This window comes from Pseudomonas sp. MF06569, from assembly GCF_059862735.1.
The window spans coordinates 187,477-202,184 of the sequence record NZ_JCBCUZ010000006.1 but is presented as its reverse complement, the minus strand read 5'-3'; the positions used below and the strand labels follow the sequence as shown (position 1 = coordinate 202,184).

The 14,708-nt window shown below is 57.8% G+C and carries 15 protein-coding genes; 6 read left to right on the top strand and 9 right to left on the bottom strand.

Features of this window, described 5'->3' with window-relative positions; genetic code table 11:
• From hutU to hutC, 3 genes are all read right to left on the bottom strand, one after another.
• A partial coding sequence (gene hutU, locus AC19YQ_RS09030; protein ID WP_500594953.1) for a urocanate hydratase occupies positions 1 to 967 on the bottom strand: 967 nt, incomplete at its 3' end.
• Between the two features lie 357 nt (positions 968 to 1,324).
• Positions 1,325 to 1,903 carry a HutD/Ves family protein gene (locus tag AC19YQ_RS09025; protein ID WP_133079153.1) on the bottom strand — a complete coding sequence of 193 codons (579 nt, stop codon included), beginning with the start codon at positions 1,901 to 1,903 and terminating at the stop codon, positions 1,325 to 1,327.
• Complete coding sequence (gene hutC / locus AC19YQ_RS09020) at positions 1,900 to 2,610, bottom strand: histidine utilization transcriptional repressor HutC (protein WP_219262600.1); 711 nt, start codon at positions 2,608 to 2,610, stop codon at positions 1,900 to 1,902. The genes AC19YQ_RS09025 and hutC overlap by 4 nt, the downstream gene beginning before the upstream one ends.
• A gap of 146 nt (positions 2,611 to 2,756) precedes the next feature.
• On the opposite strand from hutC, the gene AC19YQ_RS09015 reads away from it, so the two are divergent.
• Positions 2,757 to 4,121, top strand: coding sequence for a formimidoylglutamate deiminase (locus AC19YQ_RS09015; protein ID WP_500594952.1), 1,365 nt, complete (start codon positions 2,757 to 2,759; stop codon positions 4,119 to 4,121).
• A 45-nt stretch (positions 4,122 to 4,166) separates the two neighbouring features.
• Here the strand turns inward: AC19YQ_RS09015 and AC19YQ_RS09010 are convergent, their stop codons facing one another.
• Positions 4,167 to 6,098: a RecQ family ATP-dependent DNA helicase gene (locus AC19YQ_RS09010; protein ID WP_500594951.1), complete on the bottom strand. Its 1,932-nt coding sequence runs from the start codon at positions 6,096 to 6,098 to the stop codon at positions 4,167 to 4,169.
• A gap of 202 nt (positions 6,099 to 6,300) precedes the next feature.
• On the opposite strand from AC19YQ_RS09010, the gene AC19YQ_RS09005 reads away from it, so the two are divergent.
• Genes AC19YQ_RS09005 through AC19YQ_RS08995 form a run of 3 tightly spaced genes read left to right on the top strand, consistent with a single transcriptional unit; the run spans position 6,301 to position 7,184 of the window.
• Entirely contained in the window at positions 6,301 to 6,573 is a 273-nt protein-coding gene (locus AC19YQ_RS09005; protein ID WP_046810582.1) for a BrnT family toxin, read from the top strand.
• Positions 6,533 to 6,811 carry a BrnA antitoxin family protein gene (locus tag AC19YQ_RS09000; RefSeq protein WP_133079148.1) on the top strand — a complete coding sequence of 93 codons (279 nt, stop codon included), beginning with the start codon at positions 6,533 to 6,535 and terminating at the stop codon, positions 6,809 to 6,811. The genes AC19YQ_RS09005 and AC19YQ_RS09000 overlap by 41 nt, the downstream gene beginning before the upstream one ends.
• Before the next feature lie 22 nt (positions 6,812 to 6,833).
• Positions 6,834 to 7,184, top strand: a complete 351-nt coding sequence (locus AC19YQ_RS08995; protein WP_500594950.1) for a DUF1493 family protein — start codon at positions 6,834 to 6,836, stop codon at positions 7,182 to 7,184.
• Positions 7,185 to 7,357: 173 nt separating this feature from the next.
• Here the strand turns inward: AC19YQ_RS08995 and AC19YQ_RS08990 are convergent, their stop codons facing one another.
• The 3 genes from AC19YQ_RS08990 to AC19YQ_RS08980 all read right to left on the bottom strand — a co-directional run bounded on the left by AC19YQ_RS08990 (position 7,358) and on the right by AC19YQ_RS08980 (position 10,534).
• Complete coding sequence (locus tag AC19YQ_RS08990) at positions 7,358 to 8,899, bottom strand: phosphoenolpyruvate carboxykinase (RefSeq protein ID WP_133079146.1); 1,542 nt, start codon at positions 8,897 to 8,899, stop codon at positions 7,358 to 7,360.
• 179 nt (positions 8,900 to 9,078) lie between these two features.
• The gene (gene hslO / locus AC19YQ_RS08985; RefSeq protein WP_133079145.1) at positions 9,079 to 9,981 is read right to left on the bottom strand and encodes an Hsp33 family molecular chaperone HslO; all 903 of its coding nucleotides are present in this window, start codon (positions 9,979 to 9,981) and stop codon (positions 9,079 to 9,081) included.
• Between the two features lie 145 nt (positions 9,982 to 10,126).
• Complete coding sequence (locus AC19YQ_RS08980) at positions 10,127 to 10,534, bottom strand: RNA-binding S4 domain-containing protein (RefSeq protein ID WP_133079144.1); 408 nt, start codon at positions 10,532 to 10,534, stop codon at positions 10,127 to 10,129.
• A gap of 235 nt (positions 10,535 to 10,769) precedes the next feature.
• Between AC19YQ_RS08980 and rimB the strand changes: the two genes are divergently transcribed.
• The gene (gene rimB / locus AC19YQ_RS08975; RefSeq protein WP_019821767.1) at positions 10,770 to 11,252 is read left to right on the top strand and encodes a retropepsin-like aspartic endopeptidase RimB; all 483 of its coding nucleotides are present in this window, start codon (positions 10,770 to 10,772) and stop codon (positions 11,250 to 11,252) included.
• Positions 11,249 to 12,154: a 30S ribosomal protein S6--L-glutamate ligase gene (rimK, locus tag AC19YQ_RS08970; protein WP_016783140.1), complete on the top strand. Its 906-nt coding sequence runs from the start codon at positions 11,249 to 11,251 to the stop codon at positions 12,152 to 12,154. The genes rimB and rimK overlap by 4 nt, the downstream gene beginning before the upstream one ends.
• Before the next feature lie 103 nt (positions 12,155 to 12,257).
• On the opposite strand, the gene AC19YQ_RS08965 is transcribed toward rimK, so the two are convergent.
• Together AC19YQ_RS08965 and ompR are read right to left on the bottom strand one after the other, a co-directional pair.
• Entirely contained in the window at positions 12,258 to 13,571 is a 1,314-nt protein-coding gene (locus tag AC19YQ_RS08965; protein WP_019821770.1) for an ATP-binding protein, read from the bottom strand.
• Positions 13,572 to 13,675: 104 nt separating this feature from the next.
• Positions 13,676 to 14,416, bottom strand: a complete 741-nt coding sequence (gene ompR, locus AC19YQ_RS08960; protein ID WP_048386441.1) for an osmolarity response regulator transcription factor OmpR — start codon at positions 14,414 to 14,416, stop codon at positions 13,676 to 13,678.
• Positions 14,417 to 14,708: the final 292 nt, after the last annotated feature.

The window sequence follows — 14,708 nt, the reverse complement described above, 5'->3', positions numbered from 1 at the left end:
TCTGGAAGGCCAGCATGGCTTCAACGTGCTCGCCCATCGAGGCTTTGGCGGCTTTGACCACGGCTGCCGGATCGGTCACGGCGCGGTCGCGGTACTGCTCCCAGGTCCAGCCTTTTGGCAGATAGCCGTTCAGGGGGTCGTGGGCGCTGGTCTGGTCGGTGACCATGTCCGGGCGTACGCCACGACGAACCATTTCTGGCAGCAATTCAGCGGCGTTCCCACAAAGCGCAATGGAGATCGCTTTGCCTTCAGAGGTGTATTTGGCGATACGGGCCAGCGCGTCATCCAGGTCCGCGGCTTGCTCGTCGACATAGCGAGTGGCCAGGCGGAAATCGATACGGCTTTGCTGGCATTCGATGTTCAGCGAGCAGGCACCGGCCAGGGTGGCGGCCAGAGGCTGTGCGCCGCCCATGCCGCCCAGACCTGCGGTCAGTACCCACTTGCCGACCAGGCTGCCGTTGTAGTGCTGGCGACCGGCTTCGACGAAGGTTTCGTAGGTGCCCTGAACGATGCCCTGGCTGCCGATGTAGATCCAGCTGCCGGCGGTCATCTGGCCGTACATGGCCAGGCCTTTGGCGTCGAGTTCGTTGAAGTGCTCCCACGTGGCCCAGTGCGGTACCAGGTTGGAGTTGGCGATCAGTACCCGTGGTGCATTGCTGTGGGTTTTGAACACGCCGACCGGCTTGCCCGATTGCACCAGCAGGGTTTCGTCATCGTTGAGGTTGGTCAGGCTTTCGACGATTTTGTCGTAGCACTCCCAGTTACGCGCTGCCCGGCCAATACCGCCATACACCACCAGCTCGGTCGGGTTCTCGGCCACTTGCGGGTCGAGGTTGTTCATCAACATCCGCAGCGGCGCTTCGGTCATCCAGCTTTTAGCAGTGAGCTGGGTGCCACGGGCGGCGCGGATTTCACCTTCACGGTGACGGGTGAACTCGGCAGGCGATTTTGGGGTAGTTGAAGTCACGGGTAACTCCTCAGCGATAGTCGGATGCGTCGGGTGTGAGAAGAGGATCGACGCACACTTATGTACTTGTACATACAAGCATATGCAAGTTAGCGGCCAATGTGTGAAATTAGCAAATGAAAAAGTTAGAGAGCCCGAAAACACAGGCTAAAAAACGTGCGCCAGGTTTTTGAGAAGAGGATGAATGATTCGCAGGAGTGTTACTGGGGGAGGTTTGTGCGCTGAGTTGGGGCGTTCGGTAACAGAGCGTGTAGCGTGTGTAGTCGCTGCCGCAGGCTGCGAAGCGGGACGTGGGTGCTCCAGGAAAACGGGTTGCTCCGCAACCCTTCGCAGCCTGCGGCAGCGACTACATGCTAGTTAGACCGCGCTCAACTCAATCACACAGCACAGGCCTGTCACCGTCACTTCAAGCAACTCGCGATTGCCGCTCAGTTGCAGACAGTCGTAACGGCCCAGGTGTTCGTGGCAGGTGTTACCCAGGCCCACATGGACCTGTTCGCCTGCGCTGAAAACCACCAGGGTGTGCGCCGAAGTGAACACGCGCTGTGGGGTGGTCGCCTCCAGCCATTGCAACCGCGCGGTGTAGCGCTGCGGGGCATAGATCAGATTGAAGTCGCGAATCGGACCATCGATCAGGGTGCAGGCAACGGCGCTTTCACCCTTGAATGCAAAAGCATCGAACGGTAACAGTGCCCGCGTGCTCACCCCGTCGACTTGCAGGTTCATGCCCGCACCCTGCAGCACGCTGATGATTCGCTGATAGCCGTCAAAACGTGAAAAGCCGCCCGACTCGCCGATATCGGCAATCGACAGGCGCCAGCCAAAGCCATCAAGGCCCTCACCTGCGTCTCGGGTAATTTCTTCAGTGCTGCCGCCGCCGTTCTTCCACGGCATGCGCGGATAGTCGACGGCACGTAAAACTTCAGGCTGGATCATTTATTGAAACGTCCTTCAAGACGATGACGGGAACCGGGGTGGATCAGTCGGGCGGCGGTAACAGGCTGACGACCCGACCAGGTGCGGCGACGAATCAGCAGGCACGGCTCGCCGGGCTCGATTTGCAGTAATTTGCACTCTTTGGGGTCAGCCAAAATCGCTTCGACCACGTGCTCGCCCTCAGTCAGCGGGGCGACTTGAGACAAATAAGCGTAAGGCGTTTGCAGGGTGAAATCCTGCTTGAGGTAGTCCGGTGCCACCAAGGCATTGACGAAACGGTCCTCGATTTGCACGGCAATCCCGTTCTCGTAGTGCACGATCAGTGAATGAAAGACCTTCTGCCCTTCACGCATGTCGAGCACGGCGGCACGTTCCGAGCCGGCCATTTCTTCACCCAGACTAATGACCTTACAGGTGTGCTTGTGCCCGCGAGCAGCGATTTCATCGGCGATATTGTTAACTTCGAACAGCGCGGACTGGGTCTTGGGCTCGGCCACAAAGGTGCCAACGCCCTGCATGCGCACCAGCAAGCCGTCGGCGGTCATTTCACGCAGCGCACGGTTGATGGTCATGCGGCTGAACCCCAACTGGGTCACAAGCTCGCTCTCGGAGGGCACACGATAATGCGGCGGCCAGTTTCCGCTCTGGATCTGCGCAGTGATCATTTGCTTTACTCGAGCGTAAAGCGGGGCCGGGCTATCGCCCATGTGGGCGGCCAGCGGGGACACGACAGGCGGAGTCGACACAGGCAATCCTTGGTAATGAGTTAAGAGTCGTAGCTTGCCGGAGTTTACCGAGCAGGCAAACGTCTGTATATGTATATACAAATTACAAGCAATGGGGTACCGAACCGATGTCCGTCTTCTTTGCCGAGCGCGCGCTACTGCCTACAGGCTGGGCTACCAATGTCCGCATCGAGGTCGGTGCCGATGGCTACTTGACCCGCATCCAGACCAATGCCGACGCGCACGGCGCCGAACGGCTGAACGGCCCATTGCTGCCGGGCATGCCGAATCTGCACTCCCACGCATTCCAGCGGGCCATGGCCGGTTTGGCCGAAGTCGCGGGCAATCCCAACGACAGTTTCTGGACGTGGCGCGATTTAATGTATCGGCTCGTCGGAAAAATAAGCCCTGAACAGCTCGGCGTCATTGCCCGTCAGTTGTACATCGAAATGCTCAAGGCCGGTTACACCTCGGTGGCTGAATTCCATTACGTGCACCACGATCTTTCGGGCCAGCCCTATGCCAATCCAGCAGAACTGGCGCTGCGCATCAGCGAAGCGGCGCGCTCCACCGGCATTGGCCTGACCTTGCTGCCGGTGCTCTACAGCCACTCAGGCTTTGGGGGGCAGGCACCCAACGACGGTCAACGGCGTTTTATCAACAGCACCGAGCACTACCTGAAGCTGCAGCAACAGCTAAAGCCGCTGCTGGCTCAACAGCCTGCACAAACCCTGGGCTTGTGCTTTCACTCGCTGCGCGCCGTCACTCCCGAGCAAATCCACGAAGTTCTGCAGGCCAGCGACACGACCTGCCCGGTGCATATCCATATCGCCGAGCAACAAAAGGAAGTCGACGATTGCCTGAGCTGGAGCGGCAAACGTCCAATCCAGTGGCTGTATGACAACGTTGAGGTCGATCAACGCTGGTGCCTGGTGCATGCAACCCACGCCAATGCTGCCGAAGTCCAGTTGATGGCGCAGAGCCAGGCCGTGGCCGGGTTGTGCCTGACCACCGAAGCCAACCTGGGTGACGGCATTTTTCCGGCCGTGGATTTCCTTGCTCAAGGCGGGCGAATGGGCATTGGCTCGGACAGCCATGTGTCCCTGAGCGTGGTTGAAGAGCTGCGCTGGCTGGAATACGGCCAGCGCTTGCGCGATCAGCGCCGCAACCGGATGTATCGCAGCGACCAGCCGATGGTCGGCCGCACGCTGTATGACGCCGCACTGGTGGGCGGCGCCCAGGCGATGGGCCAGGCGGTTGCCGGATTAGCCGTTGGTCAGCGCGCCGACTGGCTGGTACTGGACGGTAATGACCCGTACCTGGCCACGGCACAGGACGACGCCATTCTTAACCGCTGGCTATTTGCGGGCGGCGATCGTCAGGTACGAGACGTATTGGTCAACGGCCAGTGGGTGGTGCGCGACGGCCGTCATGCCGATGAAGAAGCCAGCTGCCGCGACTTCACCCGGGTGCTGCGCGAGTTGTTGGGGTAACAAAAACCTGCGGTCGCCCTCGCCGCCTGCGGCAGCGACTGCCCGTTAACTCAGCCCTTTCACCGCCCAATCGCGGACCGCGGCATAGGGGTAGTTCTCCAATGCCGCAAAACCTGGAATGGCACGCGCTTTCATCTTGGTGAACATCGGCACGCTGATCCCGCATAAAAACCGGGTCAGGCGTTCTGCCGGGGGATAACTTCCCGTGAACTCCTGATGCCTGTGGATAAAAGCACCACACAGGGCTTCGAAGTTTTTATCCACAAGCGGCATCAGTTCGGGTGGCTCCGGCAAGTGAGCGACCTGCCCTGCGCACACCGAACAATGCCCGCACTGCTGCGGCGCCTGCTCATCCCCAAAATACTGCGCCAGCCGGTAGCTCAAGCAGGTTTCACTGGCGAACAGCGCCAACATTGCGTGAATCCGCGTAATCTCGCCACGCTCGTGAGCCGTGAAGTAGGCATGCAGCTCCAGGCTCAGAGCCTGGGCATCAAAATCTTGAACCAACAGGCTGTAGACCTCGGTCATCTGCTTGCTTTCAAGTTCGATCCAGCCCTTCTCCTGAAAGTAATCCAGCGCTTTGACCACCCGGTTCCGATCAGCCTGATGCTGGGTGTACAGCCCGTCGAAATTCACCGTAGCCCAGGTTCTGGCTCGGCTGGAAGTCTGGATGATGGCCGAGACAAATTGCTGACGCTCGCCCTCAAACTTGGCCAGCAACACCTCAGGTTCTATCAGGAATTTGAAACGATACTCGGCGAAATAGGCATAGCGAGGGGCAATCAGGCCACGCAGCTCCAACTGGACCAACAAAGTCTTGAGCGGTAACTGACGAATGTTGCTCTGATCGGACAGAGGCAGCAGCATGAACTCCCACTGCCCTTGCACCATTGCCTCACGCAACTCATCGAGCACACAGCGAATGCCCTGCAACTCCGGCGTGTCGCCGTACACAAAGTTTTCCAGCACATTGAGGCTGTCGCGATTGGCCAGTACCAGGCACTCCGAGGGTGCGCCATCACGCCCGGCGCGGCCGATTTCCTGGCTGTAGTTTTCGATCGACTTGGGCAAGTCGAAATGCACCACGTTGCGAATGTCGCTCTTGTCGATGCCCATGCCAAAGGCAATGGTGGCAACGATGCAATTCAACTGCCCGCCCATGAACTGGCGCTGAATGCCCTCGCGCTGATCATGGGGCAAACCGGCGTGATAGGCGTTGGCGCTGATCCCGTTCTGGTTCAAGTGCTGGGCAATGTGCTCGGAGGTCTTTTGCAGCATGACATACACAATGCTCGGCTGGCCGATACGCTCGCCCATCCACTGCACCAGGCGCTGACGCTTGGCGGCGCCAGTGACGGGCTCGACCCACAGATTGAGATTGGCGCGATAGAAACCAGTGGTGATGACGTCCGACTCGGCAATCGCGAACTTGACCTGCATGTCTGCGATCACATTAGGGGTCGCCGTTGCGGTCAGCAGCAGCGCTTGCGGGATATTGAACTGGCGCTGGTAGTCCGGAAGCTTCAGGTAGTCCGGACGGAAATTATGCCCCCACTCGGAAATACAGTGCGCTTCGTCCACCACCAGCAGGGAAATCGGCACTTGCTGCAAAAAGTTACGAAAGCGCTCGTTTTTCAGTCGCTCGACCGAAATCATCAGGATCTTCAACTCGCCCGCTTTCGCCCGGGCCATGACGGCGCTTGCCTCGTCGCGGCTTTGCGCCGAATCGATGCTGGCCGCTGCAATCCCGTGGCGCTGCAAAAAAGCCAATTGGTCCTGCATCAAGGCCAACAGCGGCGAAACCACTAGCGTCAGGTGAGGCAACAGCAACGCCGGCAGTTGGTAACACAGGGATTTGCCCGATCCCGTAGGGAAAATCGCCGCCGCTGAACGTCCAGCCAAAACGGCACTGATCGCCGCTTCTTGCCCGGCACGAAACTGTGGATAACCAAAGACCTGTTCCAGGGTGTTGTGCATGACTGTCACTCCTTTGACCGTTGCAAAGCGCAAAACTCTACGCCAGGTTTGCAGCCGATCGAGAAAAGGCCGGGGGCAAATTGAGAGGGGATGATACAGGGTCGAGCCAGGATGCCTTGAATAACCCTTTGTCAGGAGAAAACGCAAAATTTGGCAACAACAGGATTTTGCCAGTAGTATTTATTGTGCATACGATAAATTGATGCAAATAACCTACGACATCACCAAACGCAACAAGACGCTAATCGAGCGAGGCCTTGATTTCGCTGACGCAAAAACCCTATTTGCAGGTCATCACTTCACATCTGAAGACTCACGCCAGGATTACGGCGAAGTCCGACTAATCAGCATCGGCCTGTTACAGGAGCGCATGATTGTTTTGGTCTGGACACCGCGCGGCGCGGACCGCCGTATCATTTCCATGAGGAAAGCCAATGAGCGCGAACAAGCACTCTACGCCCATCGACTGGGTTGACCCGGATGACGCGCCCGAACTGACAGAAGCCTTTTTTGAAGCTGCCGACGAGTTCAAAGGTCCGCTGTTGATTAAGCGCGGCAGACCCAAAGCGAACAAAGTGCTCACACGAATCACCATCCGTCTTGCTCCCGAAGTCGTAGAGCAATTCAAGGCCTCCGGCCCCGGCTGGCAAACACGCATGAACGCAGCACTGGCTGACTGGTTGAAGAGTCATTCGCCAGGAGAGATACCTTGAAACTCTTTTCGGACTTTTGATAATGAAACTCGCCACCGACCTCCCGGACACCCCCATCCTGCGCGAGCTGATGCAGTTGCTGCATGAAGAAATCGGTCTGCCGGAATACAAAACCATCAGCCTCAAAACCGCGATCAACGCGGATCTTGGCTGCAATGGCAGCGATGCCCAGCATTTGATGGAAGCCCTTGAGGAACGTTTCGGGCTCGAGTTGGCGGACTACGATGCCTACCGCTACTTCCAGCCTGCGGGCAACGACCCGCACCTCAAGCGCAAGGCCAAGGGCCGCGAGGGCAAAGTACCCTTGACCATCGGCATGCTGTACGCGGCGATCAGCAGCGGCCATTGGGATACGCAAAACCTGGAAGCTTAGGTGAAACGTTCTGTGGGAGCAGTCTTGCTTGGGATTCAGGCAACGCGGTTTGCCAGAATCACACCGGCGATGCCATCGCGAGCAAGCCCGCTCCCACAGGATGCATCTGCTCAGGCACAAAAAAGCCGCCCTCTCAGGCGGCTTCTTTGTGGATCAACACACTGATCGAATGCTTACGCCTTCGGACCCGCCGCCTTGATCGCGTCGCTAACGTCGAACTTCTTGAAGTTCTCTACGAACAGGCCAGCCAATGCCTTGGCAGCTTCGTCGTAGGCAGCTTTGTCTGCCCAGGTGTTGCGTGGGTTGAGCAGAACAGTGTCAACGCCCGGTACGGCCAATGGCACGTCGAGGTTGATGGTGTCCAGGTGTTCGGTTTCTGCGCCGACCAGAGCACCGCTCTGGATCGCAGCAATCACGCCACGGGTGGTCGGGATGTTGAAGCGCTTGCCAACACCGTAGCCACCGCCGGTCCAGCCGGTGTTGACCAGGTACACCTTGGAGCCGAAGCCGCGGATGCGCTTGATCAGCAGCTCTGCGTATTCGCCAGCCGGACGCGGGAAGAACGGTGCGCCGAAGCAGGTGGAGAAGGTGGACTTGATGCCGCTGCCCGAACCCATTTCAGTCGAGCCCACCAGTGCGGTGTAGCCGGACAGGAAGTGGTAGGCCGCTTGTTCTTCGCTGAGGATCGACACGGGCGGCAATACGCCGGTCAGGTCGCAGGTCAGGAAGATCACAGCGTTTGGCTCGCCGCCCAGGTTCTTCTCGGAACGCTTGGCAACGTGCTCCAGCGGGTAAGCTGCGCGGCTGTTCTGGGTCAGGCTGACATCGGCATAGTCAGGGTGCTTGGCATCGTCGAGAACAACGTTCTCCAACACGGCGCCGTGCTTGATGGCTTTCCAGATGACCGGCTCGTTCTTCTCGGACAGGTCGATGCACTTGGCATAGCAACCGCCTTCGATGTTGAACACCACACCTTCGCCCCAACCGTGTTCGTCATCACCGATCAGGTAACGGCTTTCATCGGCGGACAGGGTGGTTTTACCGGTGCCGGACAGGCCGAAGAACAGGGTCACATCGCCTTCTTCGCCAATGTTGGCAGCGCAGTGCATCGGCAGCACGTCAGCAGCAGGCAACAGGAAGTTCTGTACCGAGAACATGGCTTTTTTCATTTCACCGGCGTAACGCATACCGGCGATCAGCACTTTTTTCTGGGCGAAGTTGAGGATCACGCAACCGTCAGAGTTGGTGCCATCACGCTCAGGTACGCACTCGAAGTTGGCTACGTTGAGCACTTGCCACTCTTCACGACCGGCCGGGTTGTACTGAGCCGGGTTGATGAACAGGCAACGGCCGAACAGGTTCTGCCAGGCAGTCTGGGTCGTCATTTTCACGGCCAGGTAGTGGTCTTCGGAAGCACCTACATGCACGTGGGAAACGAAATGCTCTTGCGCGTTGTTGAACGCCTCGACGCGGTCCCACAAGGCATCGAACTTGTCGGCCGGGAACTTGCGGTTGATCGGGCCCCAGGCAATGGATGCCTGAGTGGACGGTTCTTCAACAATGAAGCGGTCAGCCGGTGAACGGCCTGTACGGTGGCCAGTTTCGACAACCAGTGCGCCATTGTCGGCAAGCACGCCTTCACCACGGCTCAGGGCTTCTTTGACCAGATCGTCGATGCTCAGATCGGTGTACACGGCGTTATTAGCTTGCGTCATGAGGTTCCCCGTCGGCCATTGGCCGAGTGCGCCAAACGTTTTGTAGTAGAAAAAATTGCACTACTACCGCGAAAAAAGTGGGCCGGATTATGCCAGAAAACCCCAAAAAGAGTAGGGCCCACCTGTCAGAACCGCGCAAGAACGGGGTTTGACAGGTGTTTTACCTAGGCTGAAACGTTTTAGTGATGAGTGCCAGAAGGGGATTCAACACCCGCGCCTGCGAACAATTGATCGACATCAGCCGCATCAAACAGGTAGCGCTCGTTGCAAAACTGGCAGTCGATTTCAATATGACCGCCATGCTCGGTCACCAGAGTCAGCGCATCTTCGTGGCCGAGGCTGGTCAGGGCATTGCCCGAACGCTCACGGGAACAGCTGCACTTGAATTCGATGGCCTCGTTGTCAAACAGACGCACGGTTTCTTCGTGATAAAGGCGGTGCAGGATGGTCTCGTTGTCCAGCCCCAGCAGCTCTTCAGCCTTGAGGGTATCGCCCAGCATCAGCAGCCGGTCCCAGCTGTCCACACGCTCGTCTTCATCCTTGACCACGTCGGCAGGCAACTGCTGCAAGAACATGCCACGAGCGCGCTGGCCATCGGCAACCAGCCAGAAGCGGGTTGGCACTTGCTCGGACATCACGAAGTAGTTGGTGAAACAGTCGGCCAGGGTTTCGCCGTTCAGGTCCACAATCCCCTGGTAGCGTTTGCCAACCGTAGGATCAATGGTAATGGCCAGTACGCCATTGGGCAGCAGGTCGGCCAGAGTGGCATCAGGAGCAATGCGATCGGCGTCGAAACGTGCCAGGCCGCGTATCTCACGGTCGCTGGTGCATTCGATCATCAGCAGCGGCACCGGGCCTTCGGAACGGGCTTGCAAGCTCAGCAAACCATCAATTTTCTGGTTGCCCACCAGCAACGCAGCAGCAGCCATCAGCTCGCCCAGCAACTGCTGGACCGGCTGTGGATAAGCGTGCTTGGCCAACACGTCAGCGTAGCTATGCTCCAGCGATGCCAGTTCGCCACGGGCGTCGCTGGTATCGAACATAAAGCGTTGTGTGGCATCGTTTTTGAGTAAGTCGGACATAAGAATAGAGTTCTGAATTGGTGACAAAATGTGTACGGATCGTTGGATGTCGTGCAGGTCTAATGACCCTATATGGCGCCATACATGGATGATTACAAGTTATGCGCACACAGACTCGACGTACGGTTTGCGAGCTTCGGCCAGCTCACTCGGCCCCACTGGCATCATGGAACTGATGCAGTTGGCGTCGTTGCTTCTTGGTTGGTTTTCCTTCGGTGCTGATACCCATTGCACCGGATTTGCGCATGGCCGCTGCGTTTTCCCGCTTGGCAATGCTTTGCCCGGTTTCGGCGTACAGCAATTGAGCCTCGGGAGCGCCTCGACGCACCACTGACAGTGCTTTGACTTCCACAGTACGTTCTTCAAGGCCTACACGTATTTGCAGTTCATCGCCCACCCGTGGCTCTTTGCTCGGTTTGCAGCGCTCACCACGGCAATGCACCTTGCCGCTTTCGATCGCGGCTTTGGCCAATGCACGGGTTTTGTAAAAACGCGCTGCCCAGAGCCACTTGTCCAGGCGAACCTTGTCGTCCACTTCCTGTTTTTGTGCCACTGGAATCCCTCTTCATTTGAATAGTCAGAACTGTACTACTACTTGCGATGAACAACTGAAGCAATCAGGCCGATAGAATGCCTGCCTGCTGAATAGCGTACACGTAGATAACTGTCGCCATTTGCCGGATATTCTGCGTGAATACCCTTTCTACACAGCCAAATCGGCATCGCCGATTGTTTTACCTGCAGGGTTTCTCCTGCAGCCTGAATACGTTAATCGCTGGTTACTTATATTGAAGACTTTTGATCACTTGACCGTTGTCGGTCTGCGCGAGTGGGTGGCGCTTCCCGATTTGGGAGTTGCCGGCCTGCGGGCGAAAATCGACACCGGTGCCAGTACCTCCAGCTTGCACGCCACCGAGATCGAGCCATTTGAGCGCGAGGGTGAAAAGTGGGTACGTTTCAATGCCCATTTGGGCACGTTGGTACAGCTGCGCCACCGCCGCTGTGAAGCCCCGTTAGTCGCCATAAAAACCATAAAAAGCTCCAATGGTCACACTCAGGTTCGCTATGTGATCCGTACCGGCCTGGCGCTGGGCGATCGGGTCTGGCAGGTCGAGTTCACCCTCGCCTGCCGCAAATCGATGCGTTACCGCTTATTACTGGGCTCGAAAGCCCTGATTGACGGCCAGCTGGTCGTGAATCCAGAACATAAATACGTTCAAGACAAGCCGGTGTTTCCGGTCACTACTACCTCTGCCACAGGTGTTGCATGAAGATCGCTGTGCTGTCGCGTAACCCGCGTCTGTATTCCACTCGTCGTCTGGTTGAAGCCGGTACCGAACGAGGCCATGAAATGGTAGTGATCGATACCCTGCGCGCCTATATGAACATTGCCAGTCATAAGCCGCAGATTCACTATCGCGGCAAGCCACTGGAAGGCTTCGATGCCGTAATCCCGCGTATTGGTGCCTCGGTCACGTTCTATGGCTGTGCAGTGTTGCGTCAGTTCGAAATGATGGGGGTTTTCCCGCTCAATGAGTCGGTAGCGATTGCTCGTTCACGGGACAAGCTGCGCTCGTTGCAACTGCTGTCGCGTCGGGGCCTGGGTTTGCCTGTGACCGGTTTTGCCCACTCCCCTGACGACATTCCCGACCTGATCGAGATGGTCAATGGCGCGCCGCTGGTGATCAAGGTACTGGAAGGCACCCAGGGCATCGGCGTAGTGCTGTGTGAAACCGCCACTGCCGCTGAATCGGTGATTGAGGCCTTTATGGGGCTCAAGCAAAACATCATGGTGCAGGAATACATCAAGGAAGCGGGAGGCGCCGATATTCGCTGCTTCGTGGTCGGGGACAAGGTCATCGCGGCCATGAAGCGTCAGGCCAAACCTGGCGAGTTCCGCTCCAACCTGCACAGGGGCGGTAGCGCCAGCCTGATCAAGATCACCCCTGAGGAGCGCATGACCGCCATTCGTGCGGCCAAGGTCATGGGGTTGAGCGTGGCGGGGGTCGATATTTTGCGCTCCAACCACGGCCCATTGGTGCTGGAGGTCAATTCATCGCCGGGCCTGGAGGGTATTGAAACCACCACAGGCAAGGACGTGGCCGGGATCATCATTCAACATCTTGAAAAAAACAGCAGCCCGCACATGACACGGACCAAGGGCAAAGGCTAAACACCCGTCAAACCCTGTGGGAGCGGGCTTGCCCGCGATGGCAGCACCGCAGACCGCGCCGCTTGCATCACGAGCAAGCCCGCTCCCACAGCGCCAGAAAAATCTACACCGCCCCTCTTGGCAACATAAGCCCCAGCGGCAGGCGTACACGGGCTTCCAGCCCACCGCCGCTACGGTTACGCAATTCAACATTGCCGCCATGCATGGAGGCAATCCGCTTCACGATAGCCAGGCCCAACCCTGTGCCTTTGCCACCACGGGCACGGTCACCGCGAATAAACGGATTGAAGATGTCTTCAAGTTCCGAAGGATCAATCCCCGCGCCCCGGTCCATTACGCTGAGCACCACGTACGGTGCACTGACGTCTCCGGACACATATGCTGCAACCTCAACGTCTTCGCCCGCATGGTGCAGGGCATTGCCGATCAGGTTGTTGAGCAGACGCTTCATCGACACCCGACGCAACGCAAACGGCTGGATCGGCTGCAAGCGCAAGCGCACCTGTTCACCGTTCTGGTTGTAGGGCGCCACCACTTCGCGGATCAGATCACACAGATCAACTTCTTCGACCGGCTCGTCACGCCCATCACGGATAAAGGCCAGGAACTGATCGAGAATCGCATCCATGTCCTCGATGTCACGCACCATATCGTCTGAAAGGTCGCTGTGATTGCCCATCAGCTCCAGAGAAAGGCGCAAACGGGTCAGCGGTGTTCTCAGGTCATGGGACACACCGGCAAGCATCAGCTCACGCTCACGGCCTGCCTGCTCAACATCTTCAGCCATTTGATTGAAGGCGCTGTACACCTCGGTCATCTCGCTGGGGGTGTCGCTGATCGGCAAGCGCACGCTGCGCCCCTGCCCCAGTTGACGAGCCGCATACACCAGTCGTTTGAGCGGCTGATTGAGCTGGCTGACGAAAATCCACGCCGACGCAGTGGATAACAAGCCAATGGCCAGGAACCAGCCCAGGACATTCCAGATTTTCTGCCCACGAAGCGGATGCGGATACAGCGGCACTTTCAACCAGCCTTCACCCAGGCTAGGCGCACGCACCCACAGGGCGGGAGACGTGTGCATGCGCAAGCGAACTTCGGTATCAGGGCCTAGCTCGTCCTGCATCTGACGTTGGTAGATTTCGCTGTAAGGCCAGTGCTGCTCACCCTCGGGCACACCACCACCCACGACGCGCACCAAATCAACGGCATCGATAATCTTGTTGCGGTTTTCCTCATCGGCCGCCCAATAGGCGCGCAAGGTCAGTGCCACACCGTGACTGTATTGGCGGTCGACCAACACGTCCTCGTTCATGAGCAGGTAAACCAGCGTCAGTGCCTTGGAAAACAGAACGACAATCAGGACGAGCCAGAGAGTGCGCGAGAAGAAACTTTGGGGAAACCAGAGAGGGGTTTTCATAGACAGCCGTTTTTACACTTTGCAGGAACGAGCTCAAAAGCCCGCAAAAAAATGAATCGCGAGCCACTCAGGTACCTGAATGACTCGCTCCTACAAATGATCGGTCACTTGGTCGCGTTGCCATCCGGCACGAACACATAACCTACGCCCCAGACAGTCTGGATATAGCGCGGTTTGGACGGATCAGGCTCGATCATGCGACGCAAACGGGAGATCTGAACGTCGATTGAACGCTCCAGTGCATCCCATTCGCGACCACGGGCCAGATTCATCAGCTTGTCACGGGTCAATGGCTCGCGAGCATGCATGACCAAGGCCTTGAGGACCGCAAACTCACCCGTGGTGAGCATGTGAACTTCGTCGCCGCGCTTGAGTTCGCGGGTGGCCAGGGACAACTCGTAATCACCGAACGTCACGCTTTCGTCTTCGCTGCCCGGCGCACCCGGCACCGGTGCCGACTGGCGGCGCAATACAGCCCGCACCCGAGCCATCAGCTCATCGGGGTTGAACGGTTTGGCCAGGTAATCGTCGGCGCCCAGTTCCAGGCCCTTGATGCGGCTCAGCTCGTCGCCCTTGGCGGTCAGCATGATGATCGGCACCCGATTGCCCGCTGCACGCAGGCGGCGGCAGGCAGACAAGCCGTCTTCACCGGGCAGCATCAAATCCAGTACCACCAGGTTGAATACCTCGCGAGCCAGCAAACGATCCATTTGCTCGACGTTCGGCACAGCCCGGGCACGATAGCCCTTGCTGACGAAGAAACGTTCCAGCAGGCTGCTCAGTCCAGGATCGTCATCAACGATGAGAATTTTTTCGCCTTCAGCCGGTTGTGCAATGCTGCTCATTAGATGCTCCTGTGATCTCGGCGCGCATTATGGCTTAGCTGCTGTCATACGCATGGTGTGCATTGTTAGCAGATTTTTCCTCTACAAACAGCAGACCAATCAATGTGGCCGCAGCCTGCAGTCCCCTGAATCCGGGAACGCTGGTTATAATGCGCCGCCTTTTGTGTCAGGCAACCTCGAATTTTCAATGGTTGTGGCAGGATTTATTTTTTCAACACCTGCCGTAATTTGCTGATTTCACGGGTCAACAGGCTGCCCTTTTGGCCCAGGTAGCGGCGCCCTCCGGGCCGCT

Excerpts from the sequence above, each read along its gene's own strand:
- AC19YQ_RS09025 (WP_133079153.1), bottom strand. The coding sequence starts at position 1,903 with ATGATCCAGCCTGAAGTTTTACGTGCCGTCGACTATCCGCGCATGCCG.
- hutC (WP_219262600.1), bottom strand. The coding sequence starts at position 2,610 with ATGGGCGATAGCCCGGCCCCGCTTTACGCTCGAGTAAAGCAAATGATC.
- AC19YQ_RS09015 (WP_500594952.1), top strand. The coding sequence starts at position 2,757 with ATGTCCGTCTTCTTTGCCGAGCGCGCGCTACTGCCTACAGGCTGGGCT.
- AC19YQ_RS09010 (WP_500594951.1), bottom strand. The coding sequence starts at position 6,098 with ATGCACAACACCCTGGAACAGGTCTTTGGTTATCCACAGTTTCGTGCC.
- AC19YQ_RS09005 (WP_046810582.1), top strand. The coding sequence starts at position 6,301 with ATGCAAATAACCTACGACATCACCAAACGCAACAAGACGCTAATCGAG.
- AC19YQ_RS09000 (WP_133079148.1), top strand. The coding sequence starts at position 6,533 with ATGAGCGCGAACAAGCACTCTACGCCCATCGACTGGGTTGACCCGGAT.
- AC19YQ_RS08995 (WP_500594950.1), top strand. The coding sequence starts at position 6,834 with ATGAAACTCGCCACCGACCTCCCGGACACCCCCATCCTGCGCGAGCTG.
- AC19YQ_RS08990 (WP_133079146.1), bottom strand. The coding sequence starts at position 8,899 with ATGACGCAAGCTAATAACGCCGTGTACACCGATCTGAGCATCGACGAT.
- hslO (WP_133079145.1), bottom strand. The coding sequence starts at position 9,981 with ATGTCCGACTTACTCAAAAACGATGCCACACAACGCTTTATGTTCGAT.
- rimK (WP_016783140.1), top strand. The coding sequence starts at position 11,249 with ATGAAGATCGCTGTGCTGTCGCGTAACCCGCGTCTGTATTCCACTCGT.
- AC19YQ_RS08965 (WP_019821770.1), bottom strand. The coding sequence starts at position 13,571 with ATGAAAACCCCTCTCTGGTTTCCCCAAAGTTTCTTCTCGCGCACTCTC.
- ompR (WP_048386441.1), bottom strand. The coding sequence starts at position 14,416 with ATGAGCAGCATTGCACAACCGGCTGAAGGCGAAAAAATTCTCATCGTT.